This is a genomic window from Streptococcus halichoeri (genome assembly GCF_009870755.1).
GTDB classification, from domain to species: domain Bacteria; phylum Bacillota; class Bacilli; order Lactobacillales; family Streptococcaceae; genus Streptococcus; species Streptococcus halichoeri.
This window is the reverse complement of sequence record NZ_WLZU01000002.1, coordinates 12,178-27,543: the sequence shown is the minus strand read 5'-3', so window position 1 is coordinate 27,543 and position 15,366 is coordinate 12,178. Positions and strand designations below refer to the sequence as shown.

Below are 15,366 nucleotides of genomic sequence, written 5' to 3'. Positions count from 1 at the left end.
CTTTTTTTGCGTTTTGGGTAAGCGCTTCCACACACGTGCGCGCAGCGCAAATCGCCCAGCTGACAGATCGCTAGTGCCAAGCCCGTCTAGACTTTGCGCCCAAGCAAATGGCGAGCCGGGCAGTTCAGAGTGCGGCTGTGGCAAGTAGCTTAGATTTTTATGAATGAGGTGCGCAATGTTTTGACTATTCAAGAAAAGCTGATAAACTGGAAATAAGGGACTTTTTTAGTTTGTGATCGCCCCAAACGAGCAAGCCAAAAACTAACCCTCCTCTTGTAAAAGCCAAAAGCTAGCGACTTTAGGCCTTAGGGCTAGCCGAGCCTTTTATGCCAACTAATAATGATGGGCCCTAGAAGCAAAAGTAGCCCCTTTTCCTATGCTAAAAAAAGCTTAAAAAATAGTGCCAAAAATATCTTTTAGCACATCAGTGACAGAAAATGACTCTTAAGTGAGGAAAGAAAGAATGATTACTTATACAGTAAGTATAGATAAAACAGAATATGATCAGTTTGTAGAGCAACATCCCTATGGCAATTTACTACAAGGCAGCAAATGGTCGCAAGTCAAGGATAATTGGCAATCTCAATACCTTGCCTTTTACCAAGATCAAGACTTAGTTGCCGGTGCTTGTGTTTTGATTAGAACCATTGCCGCGAACTTTCGCGTAGCCTATATACCAAGAGGGCCAGTGGTTGATTATAGCAACCAAGACCTTGTCCAAGAAGTCTTTAGTGTCTTACAACAATATGCCAAAAAAGAACGCTTTTTACTATTAAAATGCGATCCTAGCCTGCTCTTTGATCGCACAAATCCCAAGCAAGTGGCAGCCTGCGAACAAGTGATTGCTAGCATTGAAAAGACCGGAGCCATTTGGTCAGGTTTGACCTTTGATTTATCTGATACCGTGCAACCCCGCTTTCAGGCCAATAAGCACTTGACACCAGAAAGCATCGAAGACTACCAAAAGCATGTGAAACGCTTAATCAAAACAGCTCGTAAAAAAGGCGTTGACATTAGCCAAGGCCATGCCAATGAGGTGCAAGTCTTTGCCGATTTAATTGCCCTAACGGAACAGCGCAAGCAGATTCACCTCAGAAATTATGACTATTTCAACAAAATAAAGACCATTTACGGTGATAAGGCCGAATTTTACTTTGCCAAAATCGATATAGCCAAACAGCTCAAGCAGCAAAAAGACCGCTTACAGCAACTAACAGATGACTTGGCAGCAACACCAGACCATCAGAAAAATCGCATCAAAAACCTCAACCAGCAAATCACAGCCACACAAAAGCAAGCAGCCGAATTAGCAGAGCTGGCCCAGCACTACCCTAATGAATTGGTCATTGCAGGTGTCTTGGGGATTCGATTTGCCACCGGCATTGAGCTGCTTTATGCCGGTATGAATAATCAGTTTAAACATTATTATCCCCAGTATCTTTTAAACACAGAGATTTTCAAGACCTGTTATCAAAATGGCCTGACCTGGGCCAATATGGGCGGTGTGGAAGGCAAACTAGATGGTGGTTTATCAACCTTCAAGCTATCTTTTAAGCCTACCATTGACGAATACATCGGCGAGTTCAATCTACCAAGCAACAAATGGCTTTACAAATTTGGGAAAAAGGCCTACAGCTTTTATAAGAAACAAAAAAGCTTACGCAGGCAAAAAAATAGCTAAAGCGCCAGCTTACTTTGGCCTATTCTCTCAGTGAGTGAGCAGGCGCCGGACAACTGCGTCCCGCTGCCAGCTTAAGCTACAGGCCAGCTTGACAAGCCCACCCTTGATTGACCTTAGCCAAAATCGGCCAAGCCTTGTAACACAACTCACCTCTGCTAAGAGGCGAGTTTTCTAAGCAGACTTCAACCACCCAGCAGTGCTGTTTCCATTTCCATGGACAGTGCTTTTTTGCTTGTACGGGGACAAGCTCACCAGCTGAGTAGATGAAAAGCCAAGAGGTAGCCCGGTGTGACCTGAGTGCCTCTTGGCCTAGCCTACTTGCTCATCTTGCTCTGCTTATGTGGCTTACTTGTGCTGATCTGCTTATCTTGACCTGCGAGTGTTGATGTACGCACGTGCCCTGCCCATACTGGTCTGCGCCTCTTGACCTACTCATCTAAGCTACGTATGTGGCCTGTTTAGTCCTTTGCGGCTGGGCTTTTAGCCAGCTCCAAAAATGCCTGGGTGGTTAGGGTTTGCCCCATAACTGGAAAGACGTTTTGGATGGGAAAATCATGCAGCTCTAGACGAGCAGCAGCCATCGCATCTGTAATAAAATATTGATTATAGGCATATTGGTAAGCGTCTCTTGCTGTTGAATCCACCGCAGCGTGGGTAGAAATACCCCCAAGGACCAGAGTCTCAATCCCCCTACGGCGTAGTTGCAGGTCTAAGTCTGTACCAAAAAAACCGCTAAAGCCACGTTTATTCACAATATAGTCATTGTCTGTGACACCAAGTGCTGGCGCAAAGTCAGAAAAATCAGCCGCCGTGTCTTTGCCCGGCAAGGCTTGCATGGCATTTGGCGCGAGCTTATCTTTGCCATCATGGAACTGAACGCGGACAAAGGCAATAAAGGCCTCATTTTCCCGGAAAAAATCAACTAAAGTTTTGGCATTCGCAAGGACCGTTGGCACCTGATGGGGGACCGTCGGCATGTCTAAGATGCCTTTTTGTAAGTCGATTAAAATCAGAGCAGTTTTACGCATATCCATTGTTGTTTCCTCTTTTCATTTCTTCAATTGCTGAGCTGTGGTAGTGTTGCTTTGGCTTGCTACCACTAAAAGCGCGAGCCCTATTAGTTGATATATCACTACATAGTGGTATTATAATACTATCGTAAATGAATTTGAAGCCATTTTCAAGTAAAAAGATTTCAAGGAGAGTAGAGAAATGTCACAGCCTTTAAACATAAGCGCCCGGCAGCGGAATTTAGCAGTGCTAACAATGATGCTAGGGTCTTTTATCGCCGTTTTAAATCAGACCTTATTAGCGACAGCTTTGCCAGATATGATGGTGTCTTTTCACCTAACCTTAAGTTCCGCCCAGTGGGTCACCACGATTTTTATGCTGATTAATGGGATTATGATTCCCATATCAGCCTACCTCACCTCCAATTATTCAACGCGGCAATTGTATTTTACAGCTACGCTTTTATTCATGCTGGGGTCGCTCCTTTGCCTTGTTAGTCCGACCTTTTTGCTTTTGCTTTTGGGCCGGGCAATCCAAGCAATCGGAGCGGGTATTTTGATTCCCTTAATGCAGGTGGTCTTATTAACGGCTTATTCGGTTAAAGAACGAGGAGTGGCCATGGGGATTTTTGGCTTAATTACCGGATTTTCACCTGCCCTTGGCCCGACCTTAGCCGGCTGGATTCTAAGCTTTTATCATTGGCCTGCGATCTTCGTCTTTGTTCTAGTGGCGATGCTTTTAAATGTCGGCGTTAGCCTTTTTCTGGTAAAAAACCTCACCTTAACCAATGCTTCGCAGTTAGATGTGCTTTCGGTTGTGTTGTCGACTGTTTCCTTTGGCGGCTTACTCTATGGCTTTAGCACAGCTAGCAGAATTGGCTTTTCCAAGGCCTGGCTCTGGGGCCTAATCGGTCTATCTCTCTTGGCCCTCTTTTGGTATGTGCGCCGGCAAAAACAGCTAGAAAATCCCATGCTGGATATGGCCGTTTTGAGGTCTTCGACTTTTGTTGAATCCTGCCTGATGATTATTATCATGTTTATGATTTTCAATAGTTCGATGACCCTCATGCCAATTTATATTCAAAAAATTAGGGGATTAACAGCTCTGCAAAGTGGTCTGATAATCTTGCCAGGTGGCTTATTGATGGGGCTTTTAGCGCCAATCACCGGTCGCCTTTATGACAAATGGGGCGGCAAGGTCTTTGCCGTTTCAGGCATGCTTTTAATCTTAACAGGTAGCTTGCTCTTATCGCACCTAACGGCTGCATCTCAGCCCTATGCTATCATAATTAATTTTATGATTTTGATGACCGGCAATGCCTTTATCCTAACCCCTCTAACAGCTAAAGCTATGAATGCCTTGCCTTTATCCTTGATTCCCCATGGCAGTGCCATGAATAGCTCTAGTCGTCAACTCTTTGCTGCTATTGGGACGGCTGTTTTTGTCAGTATTATGGGAATGCAAAAGACACTTGAAGCCGGCTTTCAGTTTACGTACAGTGTGATTAGTGGACTGGCAGCCTTGGGCTTGTTCCTAGCCATCAGATCAAAAGAAAACAAGTAAACCAGGAGGGCTTTGGGCCTTCCCTGCTTCGCCAGGGGCTGTGGTACACCGGCAAAGACAAGGAGCAGCAAGTGAGCAAAAGCCCATAAGGGAGCTGATTAGGGCAGTTTTTGCAAAAGATAACCCCCTTTAATAGCTTTTTTTAGGCTGCTTAAATTTTATGAATAGAAAATTTATTTTTTTAAAAAAGCATGAATAAATGCTCGTTAAAAAACAAGTTAAGTAACGCGAATGTTCTGACATATTTAGCTTTAGCAGCTAAATCATAAAAAGCGACAGCATCAGAATGGGCCGCATCAAAGATAAAAGTCAGAAAATTAGAATTATCATCCCCTATGAATCATTATACAAAAATGAGTAATTTAATTTCATGACAAATTTAATCTGTAAATGGCTATCGCTAAAGAAAACGCTTAAAGTATTGTGTTGACGGCATTCTGATTAAAGAGTATGATACAGGTGTAGGTACCTATAAGTTAAAATACTGCAGTATACAACATTTTAATTTAGGAGGGGCAACTATGACAATCAAAAAACATATGCTCTATTTGTCTGGTGCCATGCTAGCTGCAGGGATTACCTTATTTTCTCCCGCAGTTTTAAAAGCACATGCAGACCAGGCTACTAGTCCAATAACCATTAGTCAAGTCAACATTCAAAATCAGCAGCTTAAACAACAATTAAATCAAGATGGTGCTCAATTGAAAGCTATCAAAGATGATGTTAAAGGTACTGATATTGAACAACCCGTCACCACGGCTCTTGACACTGTAGAAAAACTAAAAACGTCTTTAGAAGTTAACCCTGCTTCCATTTATGATTTAAGCTCAATTGGCGTTCGTGTAGAGGCCTTATCCGACGTTATTGAAGCCATCACATTTTCAACCCAACATTTAGCAAACAAAGTTAGCCAAGCCAATATTGATATGGGCTTTGCTATCACCAAATTAGTGATTCGCATTGCCGATCCATTTGCATCTGTAGATGCCATCAAAGCCCAAGTGGCCGAAGTTAAAAAAGTAGAACAAGCCGTATTGACTTATCCTGATTTGAAGCCAACAGATAAAGCAACTATTTATACCAAAGCCAAATTAGATAAAGCCATCTGGCAAACACGTATCCAAAGAGACCAAAAAGTGTTAAATGTTAAGAGCTTTGCGGTTTACAATACCTTAAACAAAGCTATCACACATGCAGTAGGTGTCCAATTAAATCCTACTGCAACAGTTCAAGAAGTTGACCAAGAAATTGCTAATCTAAACGCTGCATTGCAAGCAGCTTTGAAATAAGATAAACAGTGGTATGATTAGAATGATTGGTACTCATCCTTCATCCAGCAATAGGTCACTAAACATTGAAAAGAGGTTTATCAATTAATATAACAAGGTTTTCATAACATTTTTTCATCGTACGAAAAGTTGTCAACTTAAGGCTGGCTTAAAACCAGTCCAGGTTACAAGGAACGAGCTAACCCACAAAGGGAAGCTCGTTTTTTGAGTACGACGGGCATGTCGTACGCAAAAGGCTTCCCATCTTTTCAAATGGGAAGCCTTGTTGTGATATGACTCTAGGTGCCAAGAGGTACGTAGGAGAAGGTGGCACCTGATACTATTGAAAAATAGTATCAGGAGTTTTAGTTAGTGGGGGTGATTAGTCTTTCTTGCGTTTAGTAGCAAGCACACCAGCAGAAGCCATGATAGACAAAGCAGCCACGGAGAAGAATGGACTGGTCGCAGCGTCACCCGTTTGTGGCAAGTGCGCAGCAGTGTTTTGTGCTGGCATGTGTGGAGTAGCAGGCGTTGCTGCGTGGTTAGCTTTTGGTGCCGTTGGTTTGCCTTTGCCTGGTTTTTCCGGAGTGTGCGGTGCACTTGGTTTTTCCGGAACAGCAGGAGTCGGAGCCGGCTTGATTTCCGGTTGCTCCGGTGTGCCTGGTTTCTTGTCAGCTTTTGGAGTGTGTGGAGCTTGAGGCTTAGTTTCCGGAGCTTGAGGCTTAGTTTCCGGAGCTTTAGGCAGCTCTGGTGCCGGTTTAGGCGCAGGTGTCACCTCTGGTACATGAGGGACATCTGGCTGACTTGGAACTTCGGGTTTGCTTTCTGGAGCTTTCGGTTCAGCTGGTTTTTCCTCGTGCTTAGTCTCAGGAGCCTTAGGCATTTCCGGGCTGCTTGGAGCTTTGTCCTGCTCTTTTTTAAGAGTGTTCAGTTGAGCATTTAAAGCATCCAACTCTTTTTGCAGTTTGTCTTTATCTGCTTGGCTCAGCTTGTCTTGTTCTTTGAGCTTAGACTCGACCCGGGCCTTGTCAGCTTCTAGTTTTTGAATAGACTGAGTTGATTCAGCTAGCTTGCCTTCAAGGGTCTTGATAGCAGTTTCTTTTTCCTTGATTTGTGCATCCAGCTGTCTAACCTTTTCTTCTAGCTTAGCCTTCTCAGTTGTGCTGAGGTTGCCTTGCTCTTGCAGTTTCGCCTCTGTCTCGGCTTTTTCCTTCGTTAGACTGGAGACTTTCTCGTCTGCTGCCTTTTTAGCGGCTTCCAGTTCTTGAACTTTTTGGGTGGATTGGGCCACTTTGGCTTGCAACTCAGCCACTTGCGCTTGCTGAGCCTGTAATTGGGACTGCAGCTTAGCTTTTTCTTCTTCGTTTTGAGCAGCGCTTGTTTTAAGTTTTTCTTGAAGAGTGGACAACTTGGTTTGCTCATTTTGCAGTTGCTCTGTCAGTTCATTGTTTTTCTTTGTGGAATCAACTATCTGGGTGTTAAGTTCTTGAACGGTTTGCTTGCTCTTTGCTAACGCTGTCTCTGTTTCTTGAGCTTTGGCTTGCAAAGTTTTCATTTGTGCGTCGAGGGCAGACTTAGCTTTATTCGTTTCTGCTAACTGAGTTGAAAGTTTTGTCCGTTCTGATTGACTGTCATTTAGTTGCTTTTTAGTTGTTTCTAGCTCTTCACGCTGTCGTTGGGTTTTTTGCTGTTCTTGTACGAGCTCTCTGTTAACTTCTACCCATTCATCTCTCTTTTGAATATAGTTTTTTACAGCTTCTTCTTTATCTTTAAAGCGCTGTGAAAATTCTTCAAAAACCACTTGTCTAACATTCCCGTTTTTCTTGGTAATCTCTCCCATGGGGTAGCCATATTTAACAGTAAGTGACTGTGGTATATCTGTTTTTCCATTAATAGTGTCAGGACCAGCAAACAGAGCTAAAAGGTCAGTTAAAGTTGTAACATCAGCGGTCTTCACTAATTTTTTAAATTGTTCAGTATTAAAGTTACCAGTCTTAGAAACACTTTCCAATAAAGATTTCAGCCCCTGATATTTCTCCTCCGCGTAAGCGGTTTGGCCTAGGCCGGCAGCACCTAGGAAGCTGACAGCCAAGAGGCTAGTGGCTAGTACCTGACGGCACAGGGTTTTGACGGCAGTTCGTTGTTTCATTGTTTCTTCCTTTTCTCTCCAAATATCTAAAGCAAGGTATTTTTCCACTTCTTGTAATCTGAAACCACGGTTTCAGGCTCGTCCATCAGTATATATATATATATATATATATATATAACCTTAAGGTCAGATTTTGCTTTATTTTTAAACTTGTGATTGGATAATCTAATACAATTGTAGCTTTGATTGGCTGGATTTGAGAGGTAATTTGGCAGAGCAAAAAAACTTTCCACGCTAGGTATCGTGGAAAGCTTGTCATTGGAATTGGTTTTTAGAGTGAGGGCCGATAGGAGAGAGTAGCCCCCCTTTTTTGCTTTGAAAGGATTATAGAAGAGTGGCGGTTGTGCCAATAGCGTGGCTAGAGCTGCTCTGACTAGTCTTCTTTGCGTTTAGTGGCAAGAACGCCGGCAGAAGCAATGATAGAGAGAGCTGCCACAGTGAAGAATGGGTTGGTCGCAGCCTCACCAGTTTGTGGCAATTGTGCAGCAGTGTGTGCAATTGGTGCCGGCATGTGTGGAGTAGTAGGAGTAGCTGCGTGGTGGGCTTTTGGCGCCGCTGGTTGAGCCTTACCTGGTTTTTCCGGAGTGTGTGGTGTGCTTGGTTTCACTTCCGGAATAGCAGGAGTTGGAGCCGGCTTGATTTCCGGTTTCTCCGGAGTGCCTGGTTTACCAGTTTCAGGTGCTTTTGGCGTTTCAGGTTTAGTTTCCGGAGTTTTTTCTTGCTCCTGCTGTTTGAGGGCGTCAAGCTGACCTTCAAGCGACTTGATTGAAGCGTCTTTCTCAGCGATTTTCGCTTGCACATCAGCCAACTGTTCTTTAAGCTTAGTTTTTTCCTCTTCGCTAAGCTCAGTTTGGCTGTTAAGCTTCGCCTCAATGTCAGCTTTTTCACTTGTCAAGCTGTTAACTTTCGCCTCAGCCTCAGCTTTTTCGGCAGTTAGCTTATCAAGAGTAGCTTGGCTTTCAGTTACTTTGGCTTGTAGTTCAGCTACTTCAGTTTTCTTGTTTTCTAGTTCGGATTGAAGTTTCGCTTTTTCTTCTTTATTATCTTCTGTAGTTCTATCAAAACGTTGTTGAAGGTCAGTTAAATCTTTTTGTTTACTTTCAAGCTGAGATTGCAAGTTGTTTCTCGCTTCAGTAGAATTTTTAATTTCTTCATTAAGAGTTTCAACCTGTTTTGCACTATCTGTTAGAGCTTTTTCATTTTCACTAATTTTATCTTCAAGTTGTTTATTGGTTGTTTTAGTTTTATTAAGCTCATCAGTAAGTTCACCTTCCTTAACTTTTAAGGCATGATTCTCTTTTTGAGCATTGATAATGTCTTGATTTAATTTTTCATTTTGCTCGTTTAACTTTTGATTTGCTGTAGTTAATTCTTTATTTTCTTCACCGCGCTGATGCCACTCGTTAATTGCTTGTTCTAAAGCTTTTCCATGAGTTATGGTGTCTATATCGTTTTCAACAATTTCACTTAGCCGTTTTAATTGGTCTATATTTCTTGGTTGGGTTGTAACGGCTTGTTTCAAATTTCTAGTATGGTCGCGTAACCAAAGTATTTTATTACCAAGATCCATAGCAGCTTGAATCATGGATTTTGCATGTTCGACATCAGTATCTGCCTTTACACTTCCCTGCCCACTCAGCAGCCCTGCACTGATGGCTAGAGTTGTTAGGACCGCCTTTTTGCTCCAATGGTGTTTTGCCATATTAAATTAATCTCCTTTTCATTTCTAAGCTTTTTACGGCAACCTCCAGTATATATATATATACTTAAGCTCAGGATTTGCCGGGCTTGCAAAGTTATGATTAAAGCATTAGGAAACGTTTTAAGGTTGATATGAAGGGTTTTTGGGGAATCACAACAGCAGTTTAAGCCAGCAAAAATGACTTTCCACAGAAATTATGGAAAGCCATTTTGTTAATCACTAAGGTTTTATCTTACGGAGTAGAAATGTTATCTGTGTAAATCTGTCTAGTCTTCTTTGCGTTTAGCGGCAAGTACGCCAGCAGAAGCAATGACAGATAGAGCAGCTACGGTGAAGAATGGGTTGACACTATCACCTGTTTGTGGCAAGTGCGCAGCAGTGTTTGCACTTGGTGCTGGCATGTGTGGAGCAGCAGGAGTTGTTGCGTGGTTAGCTTTTGATGCCGCTGGTTTGCCTTGGCCTGGTTTTTCAGGAGTGTGTGGTGCACTTGGTTTAACTTCCGGAATAGCAGGGGTTGGAGCTGGCTTGATTTCCGGTTGCTCCGGTGTGCCTGGTTTCTTGTCAGCTTTTGGAGATGTTTGTGGCGTTTCAGGTTTAGTTTCCGGAGCTTGAGGCAGCTCTGGTGCTGGTTTAGGCGCAGGCGTTACCTCTGGCATTTGAGGTACGTCTGGCTGACTTGGAACTTCCGGTTTGCTTTCCGGCTCCATAGGTTCAGCTGGTTGGTCCTCAGGTTTCACTTCAGGAACTTGAGGTGTTTCAGGAGTGCTTGGTGCTTTCTCTTGCTCTTTTTTGAGCATATCTAGCTTAGCCATCAAATCTTGCAATTCTTGTTGGAGTTTGGCTTTTTCTTCGGAGCTGAGGCTGCTTAAGTCCTTAAGCTTGTCACTTGTTTCAGCCAGCTTACTTTCAAGACCTTTGATAGCGTTTTCCTTTTCAGTGATTTTTGCTTGCACATCAGCTAGTTTTTGCTCCAGTTGCGCTTTTTCTTGCTCACTAAGCTTGCTTTGGTCTTGCAGCTTAGCCTCAACTTCTGCCTTGTCCTTGGTGAGCTGCTCTTTTTCAGCAGTTAAGGCAGAAACCTGACTCTCAGCCGCTTGCTTTTCAGAGGTTAGCTTATCCACAGTGGCTTGGCTTTCAGTCACTTTAGCTTGTAAGTCACTGACCTCAGTTTTCTTAGCCTCTAATTCAGCTTGCAGCTTAGCTTTTGCTTCAGTGTTAGCTGCTTCGGTTGTGTCAAATTTTGCTTTAAGAGCAACTAAATCCTTTTCATCTTTATCAAGTTTAGTTTTCAAGTCTTGATTTTGCTTAGTTGACTCGGTGATTTTTTCACCAAGTTCTTTCACTTTCTCTTGACTTGCTTTTAAAGACTGTTCAGTGTGTTCAGACTTTGCTTGTAAGTCTTTTATTTTAGTCTCTAATCCAGCATTTTTGTTTTGTGAATTTTCTAAATTAGTTTGAAGCTTTTGACGCTCACCTTTTAGTTCCTCTGTTTCTGTTCTCCCCTTTTTTACTTGTTCAGTTAGCTTGGCCTTTTCAGAAGTTAATTCAGCAACTTTCTCTTTTTCTTCTTCTATTTCCTTTAATGCAAAATCAAATGCACCGTCAAAATTTGCAATCCTTTGTTCATGAGTAATATCTTCTAGTTGTTCTATTAGTTCTGTATATTCTTTTAAAAATTGCTCTTCAGAAGTATGAGCGGCTTGTCCTGCTACTCTAGTTGCTTCCATAGATATTTGCTTTGCTGCTTTCTCTATGTTATCAGCCTTTATCTTTAATTCCCATGCACGGGCTACATTTGGATTCGTCACAGCCGTTGCTTTTACTATTTCCTGACCACTTAGTAAGCCCGCACTGACGACAAGGCCTGTTAACACTGCCTTTTTCGTCCAATTCCAATGACTTTTCGCCATAGTCTTTAATCTCCTTTTCATTTCTAAGCTTTTTTACAGCACCCATCAGTATATATATATACTTAAGGTCAGGAATTGACGGGCTTATAAACTTATGATTGCGGCGTAGGAAGCGCTTTAATGGGTGATAGGAGGGGTTTGTATTTTTAGTTTTTAGCACATAATAAAGTGCGTTCCCGGTGCATCGGGAACGCACTTTTTAGGCTGTCATCCTGTTGAGCAAAGATACGCTGTATTTGGCTAAGTCTGTAGTGGTTTTTTCATCAGTGATGCAGCTGCTTGGTACTGCGAGTTTTTTTCTGGTAGCAGCTTAGAGGTAGGGTTGGGGTTTTCCAAATACCGCTAAAGCCGGTGTTATGTTTTCTTTTTGATGGTTTGGAGATAAGCTGTGAACATTTTATGACTGGTCTTGCAATTTAGTAATTGAAAAATTTGAAGGACATCGTCGCATTTTTGTTCAGCGCCTGGTTTGCCCTCAATAATCCCAAGAATGCCGGCAAAAAAGGAGATGCAACAGCGCTCATATAGGCAATCATCGTTTAATTTGTAATTTTCGATTTGGTTTAGAATGTCAGTGGCCTTATGGTATTCCTGCCTTTGGATAAAAAGAATCAGCATATTGACAAACATTCTAATGGATTCATTACCATAATACCTCAAGGTATTGTATTTATCGAGGTTTAGGATAACTTTGGAAAAAACAATTTCGATGAAATTAGAATCAAAAATGAACATGCAGTTATTAAAGAGTACCGTTTCATAATGGCTCCAGGTTTCAATATTGATGAGATAGTTTGTTAAATAAATCTGTTCCTTGGAACAATCTTCATGGGTTAAGGTGGCTAGTAAGACTTTGACCAGTGCAAACAGATTCTTTTCCTTAATGGATTTGCTATCTCGGTAAGCATCAAGGATGCGATGTAATCCTTCACTATTTTGACATTCAAAATAGTGTTTGGCAGTGTCCATGTCAATGAATTCTTTGTATTGCTTAAAGTTATTGTTGATAAATAAGAATTCATCAACATTCACATTTAGATTATCTAAGATGTAAAGTAACTTTTTAGAAGAAATATCCAGATTGTTTTTAATAAAACGATAATAGGTTTGCCGGGTCAAATAGTCACCACAAACTTGCTTGATAGGAATGTTTTTTGAATGTCTAATAAATTCTACTGTTTCACCTAGTTCCATTTTTTCTAGCCTCTTAATCTATGTTAAAAATACGTTACCACTATACATAATACGTAACCTATTGTCTATTTCATCTGGTCTTACCTTACCATGTAGTCAAAAGACTAAAAGGAGGGCTAATACGATGTGGTTATTGTTGATGTTTTTATAGACGATAGGTGGAATGATAGCAGATGAAAATGAGCAAGCCAATCAAAACATTGATTATCGTACGAAGCATTGTGCTTATATTATCAGTCTTATCAGGCGTCTTGTCAACTAGAGTAGGCACTAAAAAATCTCAGGATTTGTAAGGACAGAAAAAGAAAGTTGATAAAACAGAAACAGCTTTCAAAAAAATAAGGTCGAGCATCCAGATAAAACGTGCCATCTCAAAATCTATTTTTCCTAACCTATAACGACGATCACAATAAATCATCAGGATGCTATTACAGGCAAATGGCATCCGCTGTGAAAGCGCTTTTAAAAATAATAAAACGTTGTTGGGTAGCAAGAGCTCTTCTTTCCCCATACGCTAACGAGTATTGCTGATATACCAGTAAGCGTTGCTATGGTAAAGCAGGGGTCGACCCAAATAAAAACGCTCTTTAACTTAACCAATTAAGTAGTTGCCACCGCTTGCGTAAGCTGACAATTAAGGTTTGCGATGTTTGATCACCTAGCTCGTACCCCTATTATTCCATCTTTCTTTAGCATATAAGCTAAGAAGGACTTGCCGCCAAAAAGCAAAGCCTTCTTAGATTAACTTAACTTTTCAGCAAGGAGGTGTGTCCCATGTACTAAAAAGAGTGAACACATGACATGAAATGACTTTTAAGGAGGTAAAAGAGATGAACAAGAAAAAATTAAGTATCAGATTGTTAAGCCTTTTAGCACTAGGTGCCTTTATTGCTGCAAATCCAGCATTGGCTGATGATAACTTTAGCCGTAATGAAAAAGAAGCTCATGATAGTGCCATTACATTTATTGAAAAAACAGCAGGGCTTAATGACCATGCTTTCAAAGTAAGTTCTGAACAAGCTGCGCAAAATATTAAGCTTGATAAAGTATCATTAGGAGATAACCTTTCTAATGCCAATATGTATGTTTACAACATCTCTACAGGTGGCTTTGTTATCGTCTCAGCAGATAAACGTTCTCCTGAAATTTTAGGCTATTCACCAAAGGGTTCTTTTGATGTTAATGGTAAGGATAACATTTCTTCCTTTATCAAGACCTACGCTGACCAAATTACAGCCAACAAGAAATTAAAAGTGACGTATTCAAACGCTAATGACATTAAACAACCTGTTGTTAACTCTTTATTAGATGCTAAAGGCATTCACTACAACCAAGGCTTCCCTTATAATTTATTAACTCCTGTTGTACAAAGAGTAAAACCAGGAGAAAGGTCTTATGTAGGCCAACACTCCGCAACAGGCTGTGTGGCTACTGCGACGGCCCAAATCATGAAGTACCACAATTATCCTAATAAAGGCGTTAAGGATCATACCTACACCTTTAGAAATGACTACTTTAAACAACCTGTAACCTTGTTTGCTGCCATTTCTAATCGAGAATACAACTGGAACAACATTTTACCTGCCTATAGAGGAAACGAAAGTAGCGTTCAAAAAGACGCTATCTCTGAATTGATGTCTGATGTGGGTATCTCAGTAGACATGAACTATGGACCATCCAGTGGTTCTAGCGGTAGCCCTCTTGTTCAAAAAGCGCTAAAAGAAAACTTTGGCTACTCACAATCTGTTCGCCAAATCAACCGCGATTCTTACACCAAAGAAGCATGGGAAACACAAATTGATAATGAACTTACCCAAAACCAACCTGTATACTACCAAGGTGTCGGAACAGCAGGCGGCCATGCCTTTGTTATTGATGGTACAGATGGTAACGACTTCTACCATGTTAACTGGGGCTGGGGCGGAATCTCAGATGGCTTCTTTAGACTAGATGCACTAAATCCTGGAGCATTAGGTACTGGTGGCGGTGCCGGTGGCTTTAATGCTTACCAAAGTGCTGTTGTAGGAATCAAACCTTAAGATGGCTAAAGAAACCGTTAGAACGGAAAAACAAGCACGTAGCATAGCCGAGGCATTCTGTAAAGAGCATCCTTGGAATACAAATAGCAGACAAATCCAAGGCTTAATCTATCCTTTAGATAACCCTGTGACTAATGAATTGTATATCTATTCCCTAGACCCAGCAGGCTTTGTGATTGTATCAGGTGACACCAGAGCTCATACTATTTTAGGCTATTCTTTTGACAATACACTGGATATTGATACAGAGAATGTCTGGAGCATGATTGAAGCTTATCAAGAGCAAATCAAATCTCTAGACTAAGCCTTTCTATCACAGGTCTTTTTCTGAACTTAGTTTGACGCTAATGATAAGAAAAAAGATTAGGTATTAAAAAGCTTGATGCATTTGAAAAAGCCAGCTTAAAGGATGGTGCTCGCTTCTATGGCTGTGGGAATGGGGGCTGTTAACAGCAGCCTTCCATTTATCACGTAAGCTTTTAAAACGAAAAACACTAAGTTAGTGCATCTTAAAGTTTACTAAGTAAAGGACTGAGTTTGGCTTGCCCCGGACTCAGTCCTTTTACGTCTTTGTTTTTGCTTACCATTCATCAGATAAATGCGCCCACCCCTGGCCTGCTTACGGGCTTCACCTATCTGAAGGTGTCAACAGCCACCGAGGGAGGGGTCATTTTTTGGCCGAAATACGATATTTTGACATAGCAAAAAGAATGGCTTATCCTAATAAAAAAGTGCATTCCCAACGAGGAGGAATGCACTTTTTTGTCTGATTGTGGCTTTGTCAGTGGGATAGGCCTCAATCACTAGCTGTTAACTCTAGTGCTTTTGACAGCAGCAGCCTAAATCCGA

10 protein-coding genes are annotated in these 15,366 nt (G+C 41.6%); 5 read left to right on the top strand and 5 right to left on the bottom strand.

The annotated features are described in order from the left end of the window. Positions 1–463 precede the first annotated feature (463 nt). Positions 464–1,681: a peptidoglycan bridge formation glycyltransferase FemA/FemB family protein gene (locus GWD08_RS00935; protein WP_159547989.1), complete on the top strand. Its 1,218-nt coding sequence runs from the start codon at positions 464–466 to the stop codon at positions 1,679–1,681. A gap of 458 nt (positions 1,682–2,139) precedes the next feature. Here GWD08_RS00935 and GWD08_RS00930 read toward each other — a convergent pair whose 3' ends face one another. After that, the gene (locus tag GWD08_RS00930) at positions 2,140–2,715 is read right to left on the bottom strand and encodes an isochorismatase family protein (RefSeq protein WP_159544549.1); all 576 of its coding nucleotides are present in this window, start codon (positions 2,713–2,715) and stop codon (positions 2,140–2,142) included. A gap of 178 nt (positions 2,716–2,893) precedes the next feature. On the opposite strand from GWD08_RS00930, the gene GWD08_RS00925 reads away from it, so the two are divergent. After that, positions 2,894–4,255: a DHA2 family efflux MFS transporter permease subunit gene (locus tag GWD08_RS00925; protein WP_159547991.1), complete on the top strand. Its 1,362-nt coding sequence runs from the start codon at positions 2,894–2,896 to the stop codon at positions 4,253–4,255. 521 nt (positions 4,256–4,776) lie between these two features. Continuing rightward, entirely contained in the window at positions 4,777–5,544 is a 768-nt protein-coding gene (locus GWD08_RS00920; protein ID WP_159547993.1) for a CAMP factor family pore-forming toxin, read from the top strand. 361 nt (positions 5,545–5,905) lie between these two features. Here the strand turns inward: GWD08_RS00920 and GWD08_RS00915 are convergent, their stop codons facing one another. The 4 genes from GWD08_RS00915 to GWD08_RS00900 form a co-directional block, all read right to left on the bottom strand. Further along, a complete protein-coding gene (locus GWD08_RS00915; RefSeq protein WP_159547995.1) occupies positions 5,906–7,672 on the bottom strand; it encodes an LPXTG cell wall anchor domain-containing protein in 1,767 nt (588 codons plus the stop codon). A gap of 373 nt (positions 7,673–8,045) precedes the next feature. Further along, positions 8,046–9,257, bottom strand: a complete 1,212-nt coding sequence (locus GWD08_RS00910) for an LPXTG cell wall anchor domain-containing protein (RefSeq protein ID WP_159563925.1) — start codon at positions 9,255–9,257, stop codon at positions 8,046–8,048. Between the two features lie 383 nt (positions 9,258–9,640). Continuing rightward, positions 9,641–11,284: an LPXTG cell wall anchor domain-containing protein gene (locus tag GWD08_RS00905; RefSeq protein WP_159547999.1), complete on the bottom strand. Its 1,644-nt coding sequence runs from the start codon at positions 11,282–11,284 to the stop codon at positions 9,641–9,643. Between the two features lie 354 nt (positions 11,285–11,638). Beyond that, a complete protein-coding gene (locus tag GWD08_RS00900) occupies positions 11,639–12,478 on the bottom strand; it encodes an Rgg/GadR/MutR family transcriptional regulator (protein ID WP_159563924.1) in 840 nt (279 codons plus the stop codon). 830 nt (positions 12,479–13,308) lie between these two features. On the opposite strand from GWD08_RS00900, the gene GWD08_RS00895 reads away from it, so the two are divergent. Both GWD08_RS00895 and GWD08_RS00890 read left to right on the top strand, forming a co-directional pair. Further along, positions 13,309–14,517: a C10 family peptidase gene (locus GWD08_RS00895; RefSeq protein WP_159548003.1), complete on the top strand. Its 1,209-nt coding sequence runs from the start codon at positions 13,309–13,311 to the stop codon at positions 14,515–14,517. A gap of 1 nt (position 14,518) precedes the next feature. Next, a complete protein-coding gene (locus GWD08_RS00890; protein WP_159548005.1) occupies positions 14,519–14,821 on the top strand; it encodes a Spi family protease inhibitor in 303 nt (100 codons plus the stop codon). The last annotated feature ends 545 nt before the right edge of the window (positions 14,822–15,366 follow it).

Bases quoted from the DNA above. Each gene is read 5' to 3' on its own strand.
- GWD08_RS00935 (WP_159547989.1), top strand. From the start codon at position 464: ATGATTACTTATACAGTAAGTATAGATAAAACAGAATATGATCAGTTT.
- GWD08_RS00930 (WP_159544549.1), bottom strand. From the start codon at position 2,715: ATGGATATGCGTAAAACTGCTCTGATTTTAATCGACTTACAAAAAGGC.
- GWD08_RS00925 (WP_159547991.1), top strand. From the start codon at position 2,894: ATGTCACAGCCTTTAAACATAAGCGCCCGGCAGCGGAATTTAGCAGTG.
- GWD08_RS00920 (WP_159547993.1), top strand. From the start codon at position 4,777: ATGACAATCAAAAAACATATGCTCTATTTGTCTGGTGCCATGCTAGCT.
- GWD08_RS00915 (WP_159547995.1), bottom strand. From the start codon at position 7,672: ATGAAACAACGAACTGCCGTCAAAACCCTGTGCCGTCAGGTACTAGCC.
- GWD08_RS00910 (WP_159563925.1), bottom strand. From the start codon at position 9,257: ATGATTCAAGCTGCTATGGATCTTGGTAATAAAATACTTTGGTTACGC.
- GWD08_RS00905 (WP_159547999.1), bottom strand. From the start codon at position 11,284: ATGGCGAAAAGTCATTGGAATTGGACGAAAAAGGCAGTGTTAACAGGC.
- GWD08_RS00900 (WP_159563924.1), bottom strand. From the start codon at position 12,478: ATGGAACTAGGTGAAACAGTAGAATTTATTAGACATTCAAAAAACATT.
- GWD08_RS00895 (WP_159548003.1), top strand. From the start codon at position 13,309: ATGAACAAGAAAAAATTAAGTATCAGATTGTTAAGCCTTTTAGCACTA.
- GWD08_RS00890 (WP_159548005.1), top strand. From the start codon at position 14,519: ATGGCTAAAGAAACCGTTAGAACGGAAAAACAAGCACGTAGCATAGCC.